Annotated in this window: 15 protein-coding genes; 7 read left to right on the top strand and 8 right to left on the bottom strand. The window is 60.7% G+C overall.

Annotated elements, in window-relative coordinates:
- Positions 1 to 304: 304 nt before the first annotated feature.
- Positions 305 to 970 carry a sulfite oxidase-like oxidoreductase gene (locus HGO38_RS04120; protein ID WP_250954660.1) on the top strand — a complete coding sequence of 222 codons (666 nt, stop codon included), beginning with the start codon at positions 305 to 307 and terminating at the stop codon, positions 968 to 970.
- A 22-nt stretch (positions 971 to 992) separates the two neighbouring features.
- On the opposite strand, the gene HGO38_RS04115 is transcribed toward HGO38_RS04120, so the two are convergent.
- From HGO38_RS04115 to HGO38_RS04105, 3 genes are all read right to left on the bottom strand, one after another.
- Entirely contained in the window at positions 993 to 2,228 is a 1,236-nt protein-coding gene (locus HGO38_RS04115) for an NAD(P)/FAD-dependent oxidoreductase (protein WP_250954659.1), read from the bottom strand.
- A 141-nt stretch (positions 2,229 to 2,369) separates the two neighbouring features.
- The gene (locus HGO38_RS04110; RefSeq protein ID WP_250954658.1) at positions 2,370 to 2,753 is read right to left on the bottom strand and encodes a response regulator; all 384 of its coding nucleotides are present in this window, start codon (positions 2,751 to 2,753) and stop codon (positions 2,370 to 2,372) included.
- A gap of 125 nt (positions 2,754 to 2,878) precedes the next feature.
- Positions 2,879 to 3,661 (bottom strand): SDR family oxidoreductase, encoded by a 783-nt coding sequence (locus tag HGO38_RS04105; RefSeq protein WP_250954982.1) that lies wholly within the window; start codon positions 3,659 to 3,661, stop codon positions 2,879 to 2,881.
- A 196-nt stretch (positions 3,662 to 3,857) separates the two neighbouring features.
- Here HGO38_RS04105 and glgX point away from each other — a divergent pair, with 196 nt between their 5' ends.
- The gene (gene glgX, locus HGO38_RS04100; RefSeq protein ID WP_250954657.1) at positions 3,858 to 5,939 is read left to right on the top strand and encodes a glycogen debranching protein GlgX; all 2,082 of its coding nucleotides are present in this window, start codon (positions 3,858 to 3,860) and stop codon (positions 5,937 to 5,939) included.
- 60 nt (positions 5,940 to 5,999) lie between these two features.
- Here glgX and HGO38_RS04095 read toward each other — a convergent pair whose 3' ends face one another.
- From HGO38_RS04095 to HGO38_RS04085, 3 genes are all read right to left on the bottom strand, one after another.
- On the bottom strand, positions 6,000 to 6,284 hold the full coding sequence (locus HGO38_RS04095; protein WP_250954656.1) for a BON domain-containing protein: 285 nt from the start codon (positions 6,282 to 6,284) through the stop codon (positions 6,000 to 6,002).
- A gap of 151 nt (positions 6,285 to 6,435) precedes the next feature.
- Entirely contained in the window at positions 6,436 to 7,422 is a 987-nt protein-coding gene (galE, locus tag HGO38_RS04090) for a UDP-glucose 4-epimerase GalE (protein ID WP_250954655.1), read from the bottom strand.
- A gap of 393 nt (positions 7,423 to 7,815) precedes the next feature.
- Positions 7,816 to 8,208 (bottom strand): PRC-barrel domain-containing protein, encoded by a 393-nt coding sequence (locus HGO38_RS04085; RefSeq protein ID WP_250954654.1) that lies wholly within the window; start codon positions 8,206 to 8,208, stop codon positions 7,816 to 7,818.
- A 367-nt stretch (positions 8,209 to 8,575) separates the two neighbouring features.
- On the opposite strand from HGO38_RS04085, the gene HGO38_RS04080 reads away from it, so the two are divergent.
- The 3 genes from HGO38_RS04080 to HGO38_RS04070 all read left to right on the top strand — a co-directional run bounded on the left by HGO38_RS04080 (position 8,576) and on the right by HGO38_RS04070 (position 12,511).
- Entirely contained in the window at positions 8,576 to 10,276 is a 1,701-nt protein-coding gene (locus tag HGO38_RS04080) for a long-chain fatty acid--CoA ligase (RefSeq protein ID WP_250954653.1), read from the top strand.
- Between the two features lie 125 nt (positions 10,277 to 10,401).
- A complete protein-coding gene (gene pgi, locus HGO38_RS04075) occupies positions 10,402 to 12,027 on the top strand; it encodes a glucose-6-phosphate isomerase (protein WP_250954652.1) in 1,626 nt (541 codons plus the stop codon).
- Between the two features lie 7 nt (positions 12,028 to 12,034).
- Positions 12,035 to 12,511 carry an HIT family protein gene (locus HGO38_RS04070; RefSeq protein WP_352230458.1) on the top strand — a complete coding sequence of 159 codons (477 nt, stop codon included), beginning with the start codon at positions 12,035 to 12,037 and terminating at the stop codon, positions 12,509 to 12,511.
- Positions 12,512 to 12,521: 10 nt separating this feature from the next.
- On the opposite strand, the gene HGO38_RS04065 is transcribed toward HGO38_RS04070, so the two are convergent.
- A complete protein-coding gene (locus tag HGO38_RS04065) occupies positions 12,522 to 13,448 on the bottom strand; it encodes a carbohydrate kinase family protein (protein ID WP_250954651.1) in 927 nt (308 codons plus the stop codon).
- 78 nt (positions 13,449 to 13,526) lie between these two features.
- Positions 13,527 to 14,219 carry an orotate phosphoribosyltransferase gene (locus HGO38_RS04060; RefSeq protein WP_250954650.1) on the bottom strand — a complete coding sequence of 231 codons (693 nt, stop codon included), beginning with the start codon at positions 14,217 to 14,219 and terminating at the stop codon, positions 13,527 to 13,529.
- Between the two features lie 197 nt (positions 14,220 to 14,416).
- Between HGO38_RS04060 and HGO38_RS04055 the strand changes: the two genes are divergently transcribed.
- A complete protein-coding gene (locus HGO38_RS04055; RefSeq protein ID WP_250954649.1) occupies positions 14,417 to 14,947 on the top strand; it encodes a DUF1269 domain-containing protein in 531 nt (176 codons plus the stop codon).
- A gap of 14 nt (positions 14,948 to 14,961) precedes the next feature.
- Positions 14,962 to 15,120: a DUF3096 domain-containing protein gene (locus HGO38_RS04050; protein ID WP_250954648.1), complete on the top strand. Its 159-nt coding sequence runs from the start codon at positions 14,962 to 14,964 to the stop codon at positions 15,118 to 15,120.
- The last annotated feature ends 116 nt before the right edge of the window (positions 15,121 to 15,236 follow it).

Genomic DNA, 15,236 nt, shown 5'->3' with positions numbered 1-15,236 from the left:
CATCCGCTCCGCCGTTTGCCCATGGGCACCAACCCGGCATGGCTTTGCCGCTGCATTTCTTAGAGGATCGGGACGCTCAGGCCAAGCCGCATCGAGGCCGTTGGCGTACGGCTAATCATAAAGTGATCAATGCCAAGCGTGCCGCCCTTCTTGGTATCGAGGCGATCCATGGTATTCTGGATATGATGAATGCCATATCGCCTATCCGACATTGCAATGGGCGGTGCCGATCCATCCGATCGCTTCGGAACTCATTCCGACGTTGGTCCGAGGGTTGAAGCCTGTCTGAGAACGAGGATTGACCATGAGTGACGAAGAGCTGAGCCCGGAACTGACCAAACTGACCGTGACCAAACAGCGCTGGGCGGCGGAGGGCAAGTTCCTGACTGGCCGGGTGGCGCGGCCGGACAGCGACCGCCTGCCGCCGGGCCAGCATCTGGTCAAGAACTGGCCGGTGCTGGATCTTGGCCAGCAGCCGCATATCTCGCAATCGCAATGGACACTGGAGGTGGCCGGGCTGGTGGCGGCCCCGCAGAGCCTTGCGTGGCAAGCGTTCCAGAATCTGCCGCAAAGCGAGATGCGCTCCGATATCCATTGTGTCACGACATGGTCACGCTATGACAACGACTGGACAGGCCTGGCAACCCGCGATCTACTGGCGCTGGTCTCGCCAACTGGAGCGGCCAATGCCGTCATGCTGACAAGCTATGACGGTTACACAACCAATCTGTTGCTTGCCGATTTTGCGGCAGAAGATGCGATCATCGCCCATAGCTGGGACGGCAAGCCGCTGAGCACGGAGCATGGCGGACCGGTGCGTCTGGTGGTGCCGCATCTTTATTTTTGGAAGAGCGCCAAATGGCTGAAGCGGATCGACTTCCTGGCCGTGGATAGCGCCGGCTTCTGGGAAAAGAACGGCTATCACATGCGCGGCGATCCCTGGGCCGAGGAGCGCTACTCCGAGGATTAAGGCCAGCGGCAACCCCAGGCGATCAGTCGGGATAACGGAACAGATCCTCGTCGGGATCGGGCTTGCCGGCAATTCTCGACGCGACCATCTGAGAGGCAATGGCGCTGAACGTGATGCCATTGCCGCCAAAGCCCATCACGGCGTGCACATGGTCCATGCCCGGCACGCGGTCGATGATCGGCAGGCCTGTGGTCGTCGTACCGAAGGCAGCCGCCCAGCCGTAGGCGGGCTTGCCGATGTCGATCCCGGTCAGATCCCGGAGCTTCTCGGCAATCCGGACAAACTTGGCCTTGCCCTTGTCCTGATCAAGGTGGGCCAGCTGATCGGCCTCGTCCTCACCACCGGCGACAATGCGGCCATCCGGCGTCGAGCGGAAATAGAGATAGGGATCGGACCCTTCCCAGACCAGGAACTCGTCGAGCCAGGCCGGACGTGGGGTGCGTGGTTCGCTGGCCAGAGCCCAGGTCGAGATCACCTGATGGGCCGGGCTTTCCATGACTTTCAGAAATTCATATCCGGTGCAGAAGATCACGTCGGCAGCGGTCAGCAATTGGCCCTCTGCCGTTGCCAGCACCACGCCGTCGCGGGTTTCGCGCAGGTCGGTAATGTCGAGCAGGGAGACCGTTTCCACGCCGCGCACCGCCGCCGCCTTGTGCAGGCCTGCTGTCAGCTGGGCGGGATTAGCGGAGGCGGATGGAGAGGATACGATACCCGCCGTGCGCTCGATGTCGAAGCGATCGCGCAGCTCGGCCGATTTGAGATATTCAGCCTGCAGGCCTGCCTCAAGGCGCCGATCGACCTCCGTCTGCAGCGCCCGCGATCCATATTCCTCGCCAGCCAGATAAAGGGTGTTGCGCTCTTCAAAGGCACAGCGGATGTCGAGCCGCGCGATGGTTCGCTTGAGATGTTTGACGGCCTCGCTGGAGCGCTGCCAGGCGCGCGTCGCCTTTTCCTTGCCGATCAGCTTGTCGAGCTGGTGGAGCGGAATATCGATTTCATGTTGGATCATCGCCGTGCTCGCCATGGTGCTGCCGCGCACCGGCTGGCGCCGGTCGGTGACCAGGATACGACGGTTTCCATCGGCCAGGGCCTCGGCCATCATCGCACCGCTGATGCCGGCGCCGACAATGATGACATCATAGTCCTGATGCCGCGGCTTGGCTTCGGACGGGACGGTAATGCGCGGCGTTGCGGCCCAAAGGGGATGATCCGTGCGCAAAGTCTTGCGGCGCGTCACGCCATCCATCATTTTTGTCATAAAACCCCTGCCCGGCGGAAATCCGACGAAATCGGAGCGCCTTCCGTCATGATACAGCCGATTGGCCGACCGAGGCAGTAACGAGAGGGCCCGCCTTAAGTTCCACGTCTTGTTGCCTGCGTTGATACCCGTCGGCACCCATCAAGCGGTCGCGCGTAGACTTGCCCAAGGACGATCGTTGATCAGCGACACGAAGATCTTGAAATAGTCGGCCGGCTTGGACACAATTCTGTCGGCGGGAATTCCGAGCGCTTCAATCTCATGGGCCGGGGTTCCGGAGACGACCCGGTAAGGAATTCCGGCAGAGCGGAGCCTTTCAACGACAGGGGTTATAAACCCGTCGAGTACCTGGAAATCGAGAATGGCGGCGGTGATCCGCCCATGGTCCAAGTATTCGAGCGCGTCGCGCACCGTTTCCGTGGTCACGACATTGGCACCGGCTCTGGCAACACTGTCGGCAGCATCCATGGAAATGAAAACATCGTCTTCGACAATCAGTATTGTATCGGGTTCTGGGCGCATCATCTTGTCTCCTTCGAGTGTCCAACGCATGGCCGGCCGGTTTGTTCATCTTTAGCTAAAATTGAAAACGTCATGATGAACAGATGGTTAACTCTGACGTAAGGAATTCGAAAGTTCGCAGCTTCCGATCAACGCAGCAGGCTCTGGGCCCCGTCGACCCAGATCGGCGTGCCCGTCACGTGGCGGGCGCTGTCGGACGCCAGAAACACGATCACCTCAGCCACGTCTTCGCTTGCACCAGCCACGCCTGCGGTCAGCGGAATATCGCCATCAGGCCATATCACCGAGACGCCGGCCTCCTCGCTGTTTCTCATCGTGGTATTGTCCTGGATCTCCGTGTCGATCTTGCCGGGGCAGACGGCATTGATGCGGATATTGTGTTTGCCGAGCTCCGGCGCCAGTTGCTGCACTATGGCCAATTGTGCGGCCTTGGTCGCCGAGTAGGCGGTGGCGCCCGGCGAGGTGAAGGTCCGGGTTCCGTTGATCGACGAGATGACGATGATGGACCCACCGCCCGACGTCTTCAGATAGGGCACGGTCATATGCAGGGTCATGTAGGTGCCGCGCAGGTTGACGGCGATCGTCCTGTCCCATTCATCGGGTTTCAGGTCATCGATCGGCGCCCATATGCCGTTGATGCCGGCATTGGCCACGACGATATCGAGACGACCCTTGCTGTCGAACAGCGTCGAGACCGCTTTGGCCATCTGCTGCTCGTCGGTGATATCGGCCACCAGCGCCATGCTCTCGCCACCGGCGGCTTCGATCTCGGCGACCGTTGCGTGCAATTCCACGGCGGTGTGTCCGAGAACAGCGACATAGGCGCCCTGCGCCGCCAGATGCAGCGCCGCCGCCTTGCCGATGCCAGAACCGCCGCCCGTTACCAGGGCCACGTCTCCTTGGAAATCCATCATTCTTCTTCCTTACTCATACCTGCAACAGCGTCCTGCAACAGCGTTCCGCCCCTGCGCTCTTGCAACCCAGGGGAATGGGATTTGTTCCTTGATCGGCGGCGATCGGCGGTCAGTATTTGCGGCGGTGCGGAACAAATGCTGCGCCTGCGGCTTATCTCGGCGCAAACCCGTCACCGGCCCTGAGGTATATTCCATGGACAATAGCAGAGCACATTTCGCAGTCGAGGCCGGCCAGTGGCAGACCCTTGGCGCGCATTTCGATGGTGAAGGCACCAATTTCGCCCTGTTTTCGGCTCATGCCGAGAGGGTGGAACTGTGCCTTTACGACCCCAGCGGCACCACGGAAATCGCCCGTCTCAACCTACCGGAATATACCAATGAAATCTGGCACGGTTATGTGCCGGGCCTCAAGCCGGGTGCGCTTTACGGCTACCGCGTGCATGGCCCCTACGATCCGGCCAACGGCCATCGCTTCAACCCGCACAAGCTGCTGCTCGATCCCTATGCCCGCGAGCTGGTGGGCCCGATCAAATGGTCGAAAGCCCATTTTGCCTATGATCTGGACAGTGAGGACAAGGATCTGTCCTTCAACGACATGGACAGTGCCTCGGGCATGCCGAAATGCCGCGTGGTGGACCGGAACGCGGACGGCTGGGGCTCAATCCAGCGTCCCGCCGTCGGCTGGTCGGACACCATCGTCTACGAGACGCATGTGAAGGGCTTCACGCAGCTTAATCCCGCCATTCCGCAGGAGTTGCGCGGCACATTCGAAGGGCTCGGGCATAAGGCGGCGGTCGACTATATCAAGAGCCTTGGCATCACCTCCGTCGAACTCCTGCCGATCCATGAGTTCCCCGATGACAGCCATCTGCTCGACAAGGGCTTGCGGAACTATTGGGGCTATAACACGATCGGTTTCTTTGCGCCTGCTCAACGCTATTGCGGGCCGCAGGGATTGCGGGGCTTCCGCGAGATGGTGCGCGCCTTCCATGATGCCGGCATCGAAGTCATTCTCGACGTCGTCTACAATCACACCGCCGAGGGCAACGAGCTCGGGCCATCGCTGTCCTTCAAGGGCATCGACAACTTCTCCTACTACCGGACCCTGCCGGACAATCACCGTTACTATATCAACGACACCGGCACCGGTAACACGGTGAACACCTCGCATCCGCGCGTCCTGCAAATGGTGATGGATTCGTTGCGCTACTGGGCCGAGGACATGCAGGTCGACGGTTTCCGTTTCGATCTCGGCACGATTCTCGGCCGCGAGCCGGAAGGCTTCGACGAGCGCGGCGGCTATTTCGACGCGATGACGCAGGATCCGGTGCTCAGCCGCGTCAAGCTGATCGGCGAACCCTGGGATATCGGACCGGGCGGCTACCAGGTTGGCGGCTTTCCGCCGGGCTGGGCCGAGTGGAACGACAAGTATCGCGATTCGACCCGCGAATACTGGCTGAACGGCGATAATTGCGCGCCGGACTTTGCTGCACGCCTGCTTGGCTCCGGAGACATTTACGATCTGCGGGGTCGCCGCCCGTGGTCGAGCGTCAACTTCATTACCGCCCATGACGGCTTCACGCTGAACGACCTCGTCTCTTATGACCACAAGCACAACGAGGCGAATGGCGAAGACGGCAATGACGGCCACAACCACAACCTTAGCCATAATTACGGTGTCGAGGGGCCGACGGAGGACGAGGGCATCAATGCCCTGCGCGAGCGGCAGAAGCGCAATTTCCTGGCGACCCTGCTGCTCTCCCATGGGACGCCGATGCTGCTGGCCGGCGACGAATTCGGTCGGTCGCAGATGGGCAACAACAATGGCTATTGCCAGGATAGCGAGATCAGCTGGCTGCACTGGGAAAACCTGCCGGAAAGCTGTGAGGCGCTGCGCGACTTTACACGGCGGCTGATCACGTTGCGCAAAGAACAGCCTTTGCTGCGCCGCGAAAACTGGCGCGATGGCATGGTCATCGACTGGTTTAACGTGCATGGCGGGGTGCAGAAACCGGAACATTGGCTGGACGGCAATGCGCTGGCGGTGCGCTTGCAGCGCGATGACCTGGCCGAGCAGCCAGACGTCTGGTCGAATATCCTGATGCTGTTCAATCCCGTCGATGCGGATGCCGCCTTCACCATTCCGGCGACCGGCGGCAATGACTGGGTGCTGGAACTCTTGACCAGCAATCCGGAGCAGCGCGGCGATATGGCCAAGGAAAACCAGGAGTTTGTCCTGCCGGCTAGAAGCCTCGCCTTGTTTCGCAAAGGTTAGGCAGTTCGAATCAACACGTGCCCCTGGCCCGCGTGGTCAGGGGCTCATTCGGCCGGAGCGTCAGATGCTGCCGCGTTCGCCAATGGCGAGGTTGACAGAGACCTTGTCCACGCCGGGCACATCCAGGGCCACCTGGATTGCACGATCAACCTCCTCCGCCGAGCCGACGGTGCCCGAGAGCACAATCTCACCCTTGATCGCGGTTGCCGAAACGCTGGACGCGTCAACGCCGTCGCTGACGGCCAGTTGTTCGGCAACGCTTGTTTCCAGAACGACTTCCGTGGGCGGCTCCGGATTGCTGCGCACCGGCTCTTCGCCGTTGAATTTCTGTGGCTTGAACACCATGGTCAGATACCTCGCATTGTTGCTTCAATGCGAGGTAAACGCGGAACGGGAGGGATGGTTGCAAAGGGCTTTCCCAGCCCGATGACGATCTGGACGCGCTTGCCCGCCTGTGCGGCCGCGGCGCGGAAGACAATGCCCTGAAACTCTGCGATCAGCGCAAGAGGTTGGACGTGGAATGCCACTTCCAGGCCGACTCGATAATATCCTTCAGCTCGTAGCGGGGAACCCAGCCAAGCACATCGCGCGCCTTGTCATTGTTGGCCACCAGCGTATGGGAATCGCCCTCGCGACGGCCGATATATTCGACGGGGAACGGGCGGCCCGAAACATCCTCGATGGCCGACAGCAGTTCCTTGACCGTCGTCCCGGTGCCGGTGCCCAGATTCAGCTCGACGGACGGGCCGTCGTTCAACAGATATTCGACCGCACGGACATGGGCATCGGCCAGATCCAGCACATGGATGTAGTCGCGCACGCAGGTGCCGTCGCGCGTTTCATAGTCGCTACCGAAGACTTTGAAGCCCTGGCGCCTGCCAAGCCCTGCATCGATCGCCAGCGGGATGGCGTGGGTCTCCGGCGTATGCCATTCGCCGACACGGCAATCGAAATCGGCGCCGGCCGCATTGAAATAGCGCAGGATGACCGAGCGGAACTGGTTATACTGGTCGTAATCCTTAAGCGCCTGCTCGACGATCCATTTGGTGCGGCCATAAGGGTTGATCGGTGCCTGGCGGTGCTGCTCGTCAATCGGCACCATGTCCGGGAGGCCATAGGTGGCGCAGGTCGAGGAAAACACGAAGGCCTTGATGCCGGCGGCCTGAGCCGCCGACAGCAGTGTCAGGGAACCGATGACGTTGTTGTCATAGAAGGAAATCGGATCCTTGACGGATTCCCCCACCTCGATCAGCGCCGCAAAATGCAGAATGGCCGCAGGCTGATAGGCGCGCATCACCTCGTCCAGCCTTTCGCGGTCGCGAATATCGCCACGTTCCAGGGGTCCCCATTTGACGAATTCGCCGTGGCCGTTCGACAGATTGTCGTAAACAATCGGCAGGAAGCCGCGCTTCGACAGTTCCAGGCAGGTGTGCGAGCCGATATAGCCAGCGCCACCGACGACAAGAATGGGCGTATCCGTCATGAAATCGCTTCCGTTGTTATCCCTGGCGCCAAGTCATAAGGGCGACGTGGTGCCCCGACAAGGGGGATGGGCCGCGACCGACGTGGATCATTCCGGTCTCTTTGGGCAAGCAGTTGTCTTTTTTATCCCCGAAATCGAAACGCCATTGGACCCATCCGGTCTGTCAAAACCCGCAGCGGCCGAGAGATCGGCGCAGGCGTGACCTGTCGATGGGCGGCATTTTGGGGATGTCCATGGCTTCACTACAGGGCAGCCGATCATTCAGGCGCACCATCATCGGCGGTTCGTGGACATGAACATCACCTGAGAGCGGGATCGATGGATGCGCTCGAACCGAGCGTCACCTGATGGAAAAGAAGGGCTGCGCATGGCGCAGCCCTTCCCATTTGACGATTACATCCAGTACGGGGGGATACCGTAGTAATCGTACACCTTGCGGCCGTTATCACGATACCAATCGGTCTCGTTTTCGTTGGTGAAACGCGGAGCGTTTTCAACCTCGGCCTTTGTCAGATCGATGCGATAGCCATCGAGGTCTTCATCGTAGCTCAGCTTTTCCCAGGGAAGCGGGTAATGGTCGTGGCCCATACCGAGAAAACCGCCGAAGCTCAGGACGGCGTAGGATACGCGACCGCCACGCTTTTCAAGGATGATCCGTTCGATCGAACCGATATGCTTGCCGTCCGAACCGTAAACCTTGGTGCCTTCGACCTTGTCGCTGGCAATCAGGGCCCGGGTTTCATGAACGTTGGGGTTCTGTCCGCTGGCATTGTTCTGATGCAACATTGGGCATCTCCTTTTTTGTGTTTCCTCGTAAAGTCACATCTAGAAAACGAGCGGGGACGGGAAAGGTTCCGAACACACCGGTTTAGGAGGCGGTCGCCAACGCATACGCGCGCCGTCGGCAGTCGCCGATCCGGAGCCCGACGTCATTTTGGTGCCGCCAAAAGCCTGCCCGGCAGCCGACAGGACCCGATCTCCGCACCTTTGACAGGACACCAATTATTGACGTTTACGTTAAGGTTAGTTAGAGCTATTGCCACTTGTATCAAACGAGTAAAGACATAATCTGAGGTTAGTTCGGCTTCGAGGAGGGCTTCATGCATGTCGGGAGGACGGCATCGTGTTGCAGCCGGAACATAGGGAGAAGAGCATGATGGAATTGTCTGGTCGCACCAGTGGCCGAGCCTCCGAGAAGATATGGCTGTCGTCCTATCCCGAGACGATTCCCGCGGAACTGCCTCCGCTTCACCATTCCTCGCTTGGCGCGCTGTTTGAAGACAGCTGCGCAAAATTTGCCAATCGTACCGCCTTTTCCAGCATGGGACGGGCCATGAGTTTCCGCGAGCTGGAAACCCAGTCGCGCAAGATTGCCGCCTGGCTGCAGGCGCAGGGTCTTGCCAAGGGGGACCGGGTGGCGGTGATGTTGCCCAATATCCTGCAGAATCCCGTCATCGTCTATGCCATCCTGCGGGTCGGCATGGTGGTCGTCAACGTCAACCCGCTCTATACACCGCGCGAGCTGGAGCACCAGCTGAAGGATGCCGGCGCCAAGGCCATCTTCGTTCTGGAGAATTTCGCACACACGGTCGAACAGGTGCTGGCCCGCACCGAGGTTCGCCATGTGGTCGTCGCGACCATGGGCGACATGCTGGGCCTCAAGGGCCATATGGTCAATTTCATCGTCCGCAAGGTGAAGAAGCTCGTGCCGGCCTGGTCTATTCCGTCTGCCCGCAGCTTTCGCCAAGTGCTGGCGGACGGCGCCGGCCAGGCAATCCGACCTGTCGACGTGACGCCGGCCGACATCGCCTTCCTGCAATATACCGGTGGCACGACAGGTGTCTCCAAGGGGGCGGTGCTCACCCATTCGAACCTGTTGTCGAACAAAGAGCAGATGGCAATCTGGCTGGATTCGGCCTTCGTGAACAAGCCGCGGCCTGACGTCCTCAACTTTGCCTGCGCGCTGCCGCTCTACCATATCTTCGCTCTGACGGTGAATTCGCTGATGGGGGTTGCGACCGGCAGCCACAATATCCTGATCGCCAATCCGCGCGACATTCCCGCTTTCGTCAAGGAATTGCAGACATACAAGGTGCATGTCTTTCCGGGCCTCAACACGCTGTTCAATGCGCTGATGAACAACGAGGACTTCAAGAAGACAGACCATTCGGCGCTTCTGCTGGTTTTCGGCGGCGGCATGGCGGTGCAGCGGCCGGTGGCCGAGCGTTGGTATGCGATGACAGGATGCCCGATCACCGAAGGCTATGGCCTTTCGGAAACATCGCCCGTTGCCACCGCCAACCGGCTGGACACCAAGGAATTCACCGGATCGATCGGCCTGCCGATCTCCTCGACCGACATCGAAATCCGCGACGAGGACGGCAAGACCCTGGCGCTGGGCGAGGTCGGTGAAATCTGCATTCGCGGCCCGCAGGTCATGGCCGGCTACTGGAACCGACCAGAGGAGACGGCAAAGTCCATCAGCTCCGACGGCTTCTTCCGGTCCGGCGACATGGGCCTGATGGACGAGCATGGCTATGTGAAGATCGTCGACCGCAAGAAGGACATGATCCTGGTGTCCGGTTTCAACGTCTATCCCAACGAAATCGAGGAAGTCGCCGCCATGCATCCCGGCATCCTCGAATGTGCCGCGATCGGCGTTCCGGATCCCCATTCCGGCGAGGCGGTGAAGCTATTTGTCGTCAAGAAAGACCCTGATCTGACCGAGGCCGATGTAAAGGCCCATTGCGCGACCAATCTGACCAATTACAAGCGTCCACGCTTCGTGGAATTCCGCACCGAACTGCCGAAATCCAATGTCGGCAAGATCCTGCGCAAGGACCTGCGCGGCTAGCCAGCCGCCAGCGGGCCATTTGCAGAAGAATGGCCCGCCGACCCTTTTTTGTCCTTTGCCAGTTGATTTGCAGGGACCGAAGCGACTAGTTTCCCCCACCGTCACCGGATCGGAGGAAGCGCGCCATGCAGGCCATCGTCACCCAACTCAAAGAGACCGCCGCCAGGACCGAAGCCACGGATATCCGTGCCGCGTTTACCGGCGACAGCCACCGGTTCGAGCGGTTCAGCGCCAGAGCCGACGATCTGCTGATGGATTATTCCAAATGCGCCGTCAACGAACCGGTCATGGACCTGTTGGAACAGCTCTGCGACAAGGGCGGGGTGGTTGCCAAGCGCGAGGCGATGTTTGCAGGCGAAGCGATCAACTTTACCGAAGGCCGCGCCGTTCTGCACACGGCGCTGCGCAACCGTGCCAATACGCCTGTCGTGGTCGATGGCCGCAATGTCATGCCGGATATCAATGGCGTGCTGCATGCCATGGGCGCCTTTTCCGAAGGCATCCGTCAGGGCACGATCCTTGGTTCGACCGGCCAGCAGATCACCGATGTCGTCAATATTGGCATCGGCGGCTCGGATCTCGGGCCGGCCATGGTGACGCTGGCGCTGGCGCCGTTTCATGACGGACCGCGCCTGCACTATGTCTCCAATATCGATGGCGCCCATATCAGCGATACGCTGAAGCTACTTGACCCGGAAACCTCGCTGTTCATCGTCGCCTCGAAGACCTTCACGACCATCGAGACCATGACCAATGCCCAGACGGCGCGGCGCTTCATCGCCGAGGCGCTTGGCGAAGAGGCCGTTGGCCAGCATTTTGCCGCCGTCTCCACCGCCCTCGACAAGGTCGAAAGTTTCGGTATCCCGTCCGATCGCATCTTCGGATTCTGGGACTGGGTGGGAGGTCGCTATTCGATCTGGTCGGCGATCGGCCTGCCGGTGATGATTGCCGTCGGCATGGACAATTTCGATCAGTTTCTCGACGGCGGCCATGCGATGGACAACCATTTCCGCACTGCGCCCTTCCGCCAGAACCTGCCGATGCTGCTCGGCCTGATCGGCTTCTACCACCGCAACGTCCTGGACTACGCCACCCGGGCCATCCTGCCCTATGACCAACGCCTGTCGCGCTTTGCAGCCTATCTGCAGCAGCTCGACATGGAATCGAACGGCAAGGGCGTGACGGTGGACGGCACGCCGGTCGAGGGCAATTCCGGCCCGGTTGTGTGGGGTGAGCCCGGCACCAATGGCCAGCACGCCTTCTACCAGTTGATCCACCAGGGCACGAGCATCATCCCGACCGAGTTCATGATCGCCGCCAATGGCTTTGAGCCGGACCTGCGCCACCAGCACGACTTGCTGATCGCCAATTGCCTGGCGCAGTCGGCCGCCCTGATGAAGGGCCGCACGCTGGAAGAAGCCAAGGCGCAGCTGACGTCGAAGGGCATGGCCGACGGCCAGGCCGATTTCATTGCGCCGCACCGGGTCTTTACCGGCAACCGCCCGTCGATCACCTTCGTCTATAACCAGCTGACCCCCTTTGCACTCGGCCGGCTGATCGCGCTTTACGAACATCGCGTCTTCGTTGAGGGCGTGCTGTTCCGCATCAACTCGTTCGACCAGTGGGGCGTGGAACTCGGCAAGGAATTGGCGACAGGCCTGCTGCCGGTCGTGGAAGGCAAGGTCGGAACCGAGGGCCAGGATGGGTCAACGGCCGGGCTGGTGGACGCGCTGCGAGCAGCGGGGATTTAGACCGCGAGTGAATATCTCTGCGGAATTTCGGATTTTCGAGACGGAACACTGGTCAGTTAATCAGCGTATGGATTGCGCTCTCCCTGGCTATCTTATCGTCAGTACGAAGCAGTCGACGACCGAGCTTGCCGCTCTTTCCCACGATGCGCTAGCGGAATTTGGATCGCTGCTGAGTCGTGTCCAGGCGGCCGTGCAGAAAACCGTGGCCGCACAACGGGTTTATATCGGTCGCTACGGCCACAGCCCCGGCTACCCTCTGCATTTCCATGTGATCCCCATCTGCGACTGGGTAGAAGCCTTGTTCTGGCAGGACGAGCGATATCGCCTCCTGACGACCTTTGCCGATGGAACCGACACCACGCAAACAGATGGCGCGGAGCTGACCTTATTCGTCTGGCGGGAGTTCTGCGAACGTACCACTCCACCGCCGATCAGCGGGATATCAGTGGCAGAAGCTATCCAACGGTTGCGAGCTACGCTTTAAACTCGTGAGTTCAGAACCCGATCTCCGCCGCCGTCGGCGGGTTGGCCCCGGCCCGCGATACGGTCACCGCTGCAGCCTTCGCGCCCACCGTCAGCGCCTCGCGCACCGCCTCTTCCGACAGCGTCGCGACCTTGTCCTTGGTCAGCAATCCCTGATGTTTCAGCGAGGCGAGAATGCCGGCATCAAACGTGTCGCCGGCGCCGACGGTGTCGACCACCTCGACCTTGTTCGACGGCACCGAAACCTTGAAATTCGCGGTGTAGGCGGTGGCACCCTCCGCGCCCTTGGTCAGCACCACGAGCTTGGCACCGCGCGTCAGCCAGTAGGCGGCGCGTTCGTCCTGGGTGCCCGGAAGATCGAACCAGTCGAGGTCTTCGTCGGAGAATTTCAGGATGTCGGACATATCCGCCATGCGGGCGATGCGCGCCTGGTGGGCCGCCTTGTCCTTGATGAAGCCGGGGCGGATGTTGGGGTCGAGCGAAATCACGCGGGTCTTGTGCTCGCGCGTCATCAGCGCCTCGTAGGTCGAGCCGCAGGGTTCCGGGATCAGGCTGATCGCACCGAAATGCAGCGCCTCGCAGCTGTCGTCGAGATCAGGCAGATCGGACTCGGTGATCATGCGGCCCGCGGTGTTCTCGTCATAGAAGGCGTAGGACGCCTGGCCGTTGGTCAGCTTGACCAAGGCGATGGTGCAGGGGCGCGCCAGCGTGGCGCAATAGCTGAAGTCGACGCCCGAAGATTTCAGCGTGTCGCGCAGGATGTCGCCCAGCATGTCGTCGGAAAGGCCGGTGAAGAAGCCGGTGTCGATGCCGAGGCGGCCCAGCGCAATCGCCGTGTTGAAGATCGCGCCGCCAGCATAGGGCGAAAAGGCCCGCTCGCCGAGCGTGGTTTCGCGTGGCAACATGTCGATCAGCGCTTCGCCGCAACACAGGATCATCTCGACCTCCCAGTCTTCCGTTTCAATCGATTTAAACCAAGTCGCGCCCGAATTCCAGTGCGACAGTTGAGCATTTGCTCAGCCGAGCGAGGAAACCCCACCATTGCGGCCCGACCAGGCGAGCGGCGCATCGAGGAAGGCCTCGACTTCCGACAGGGTCTTGTCGTCGAACAGTTTTTGCTCGCGGGCCACGGCCAAGACGTTGCGCCAGGTGGCGATGTAGTGGAGCTTCACCTTGCCGTCGTCGAAGCGCTGGAGGGCTTCGGGGAAGATTCCGTAGAAGAACAGCGCAATGCCGTGATCGACAATACCGCCGGCAGCGCGGATGGCATCGATGAACGTGAACATGCTGCCGCCGGCCGTTGTCAGGTCCTCGATGACCAGCACTCGCGCGCCTTCCGGCATATGGCCCTCGATCTGGGCATTGCGGCCGTGGCCTTTCGGCGCCTTGCGCACATAGATCATCGGCAATGCCAAGCGATCAGCCAGGAGGGCTGCAAACGGAATGCCGGCCGTCTCGCCGCCGGCGATGCAGTCGAACTGCTCGAAGCCGGCATTGCGCAGCAGGGTGGCCGCGGCAAAATCCATGACCGCCGAGCGGACGCGCGGATAGGAGAGCAGCTTGCGGCAATCGATATAGACCGGGCTGCGCATGCCCGACGATAGCTTGTAGGGTTCCGCGGCGTTGAAATGGACCGCTTTGATCTCCCAGAGCATCTTGGCAAGCAGTTCGGCCATGACGGTGGGTTCGGTGAAGGGGGTCTGGATCATTTCGGCTCCTGTCGCGTTACGGCATCCGAAAGGGGCAGATAGCAGCTCGCAGCGGCTCTTGCCAGCGTCCGGCACCGATTGTCAGCAGATAAACAGCCGTTTCCGAAGATGACGAAGATTTAACCGGCGCGGCGTCTTTCCCGGGCCGAATAGCACCCCACATGTATTGCAGATCAAACGACCTCAAGGAGCCATCGATGTCAGAACTGATCGTGATCGGTTATCCGAACAACCAGGCAGCAGAAGCGGCACGTCTAACGCTCTACCAGCTGTCGAAGGAATATCTCGTCGAGATCCAGGACGCGGTCATTGCCGAGGCCGACGACAAGGGCCAGATCAAGCTGCACCAGATGGTGCCGATGTGGGGCTTCGGCGCCAGCGCCGGTGCCTTCTGGGGCCTGCTGGCCGGCATCCTGTTCTTCAACCCGCTGATCGGCGTTGCTGCCGGCGCCGGGGCGGGCGCCTTGGCCGGGGCGCTCACCGACTACGGCATCAACGACAGCTTCATGAAGGACGTGGCCGGCATCCTGCAGCCGGGCCAGGCCGCCCTTTTCATCATGGCCGAACGCGCCGCATCCGACAAGGTCATCGACCGGCTGAGCGGGCACGGCGGCAACATCATCCGCACCAACCTGGACTCGTCCAAGGAACAGGAACTGCGCGCCGCTTTCGACAAGGCGCGCATGAAACCCGCAACCGCACCGGCCGTTGACGACAACGCCGCCTGATAGGAGAATTTGCTATGTTGACTATGGTTACCATCCAGCCGCTGATCGCGCTGCTTGCCGGCATCCTCATCCTGGTGATGCCGCGCCTGCTGAACTACGTGGTGGCGATCTACCTGATCCTGATCGGCATTACCGGCCTGTGGCCGCAGCTGATGAGCGGCACCAGCCTCTGAAACAGGCACATCCTACCGATGCAGAGCTTGAGACCGGCGCTTCCCGCAAGCGCCGGTTTTTTTGCGGATTGCTCGGGTTGGCGGAGGCCTGCACCATGGACGTCAAGGCCGAACTG

Origin of the sequence: Rhizobium sp. CG5, assembly GCF_023701945.1 — a bacterium.
In the GTDB taxonomy this organism is placed as follows: Bacteria; Pseudomonadota; Alphaproteobacteria; order Rhizobiales; family Rhizobiaceae; genus Allorhizobium.
This window is presented reverse-complemented; position numbering and strand designations above follow the sequence as displayed.

What these genes read in the sequence shown, in the direction of transcription:
- HGO38_RS04095 (WP_250954656.1), bottom strand. Translation starts at nt 6,284, where the DNA reads ATGGTGTTCAAGCCACAGAAATTCAACGGCGAAGAGCCGGTGCGCAGC.
- HGO38_RS04085 (WP_250954654.1), bottom strand. Translation starts at nt 8,208, where the DNA reads ATGTTGCATCAGAACAATGCCAGCGGACAGAACCCCAACGTTCATGAA.
- HGO38_RS04065 (WP_250954651.1), bottom strand. Translation starts at nt 13,448, where the DNA reads ATGATCCTGTGTTGCGGCGAAGCGCTGATCGACATGTTGCCACGCGAA.
- HGO38_RS04110 (WP_250954658.1), bottom strand. Translation starts at nt 2,753, where the DNA reads ATGATGCGCCCAGAACCCGATACAATACTGATTGTCGAAGACGATGTT.
- glgX (WP_250954657.1), top strand. Translation starts at nt 3,858, where the DNA reads ATGGACAATAGCAGAGCACATTTCGCAGTCGAGGCCGGCCAGTGGCAG.
- pgi (WP_250954652.1), top strand. Translation starts at nt 10,402, where the DNA reads ATGCAGGCCATCGTCACCCAACTCAAAGAGACCGCCGCCAGGACCGAA.
- HGO38_RS04055 (WP_250954649.1), top strand. Translation starts at nt 14,417, where the DNA reads ATGTCAGAACTGATCGTGATCGGTTATCCGAACAACCAGGCAGCAGAA.
- HGO38_RS04080 (WP_250954653.1), top strand. Translation starts at nt 8,576, where the DNA reads ATGATGGAATTGTCTGGTCGCACCAGTGGCCGAGCCTCCGAGAAGATA.
- galE (WP_250954655.1), bottom strand. Translation starts at nt 7,422, where the DNA reads ATGACGGATACGCCCATTCTTGTCGTCGGTGGCGCTGGCTATATCGGC.
- HGO38_RS04060 (WP_250954650.1), bottom strand. Translation starts at nt 14,219, where the DNA reads ATGATCCAGACCCCCTTCACCGAACCCACCGTCATGGCCGAACTGCTT.
- HGO38_RS04120 (WP_250954660.1), top strand. Translation starts at nt 305, where the DNA reads ATGAGTGACGAAGAGCTGAGCCCGGAACTGACCAAACTGACCGTGACC.
- HGO38_RS04105 (WP_250954982.1), bottom strand. Translation starts at nt 3,661, where the DNA reads ATGGATTTCCAAGGAGACGTGGCCCTGGTAACGGGCGGCGGTTCTGGC.
- HGO38_RS04050 (WP_250954648.1), top strand. Translation starts at nt 14,962, where the DNA reads ATGTTGACTATGGTTACCATCCAGCCGCTGATCGCGCTGCTTGCCGGC.
- HGO38_RS04115 (WP_250954659.1), bottom strand. Translation starts at nt 2,228, where the DNA reads ATGACAAAAATGATGGATGGCGTGACGCGCCGCAAGACTTTGCGCACG.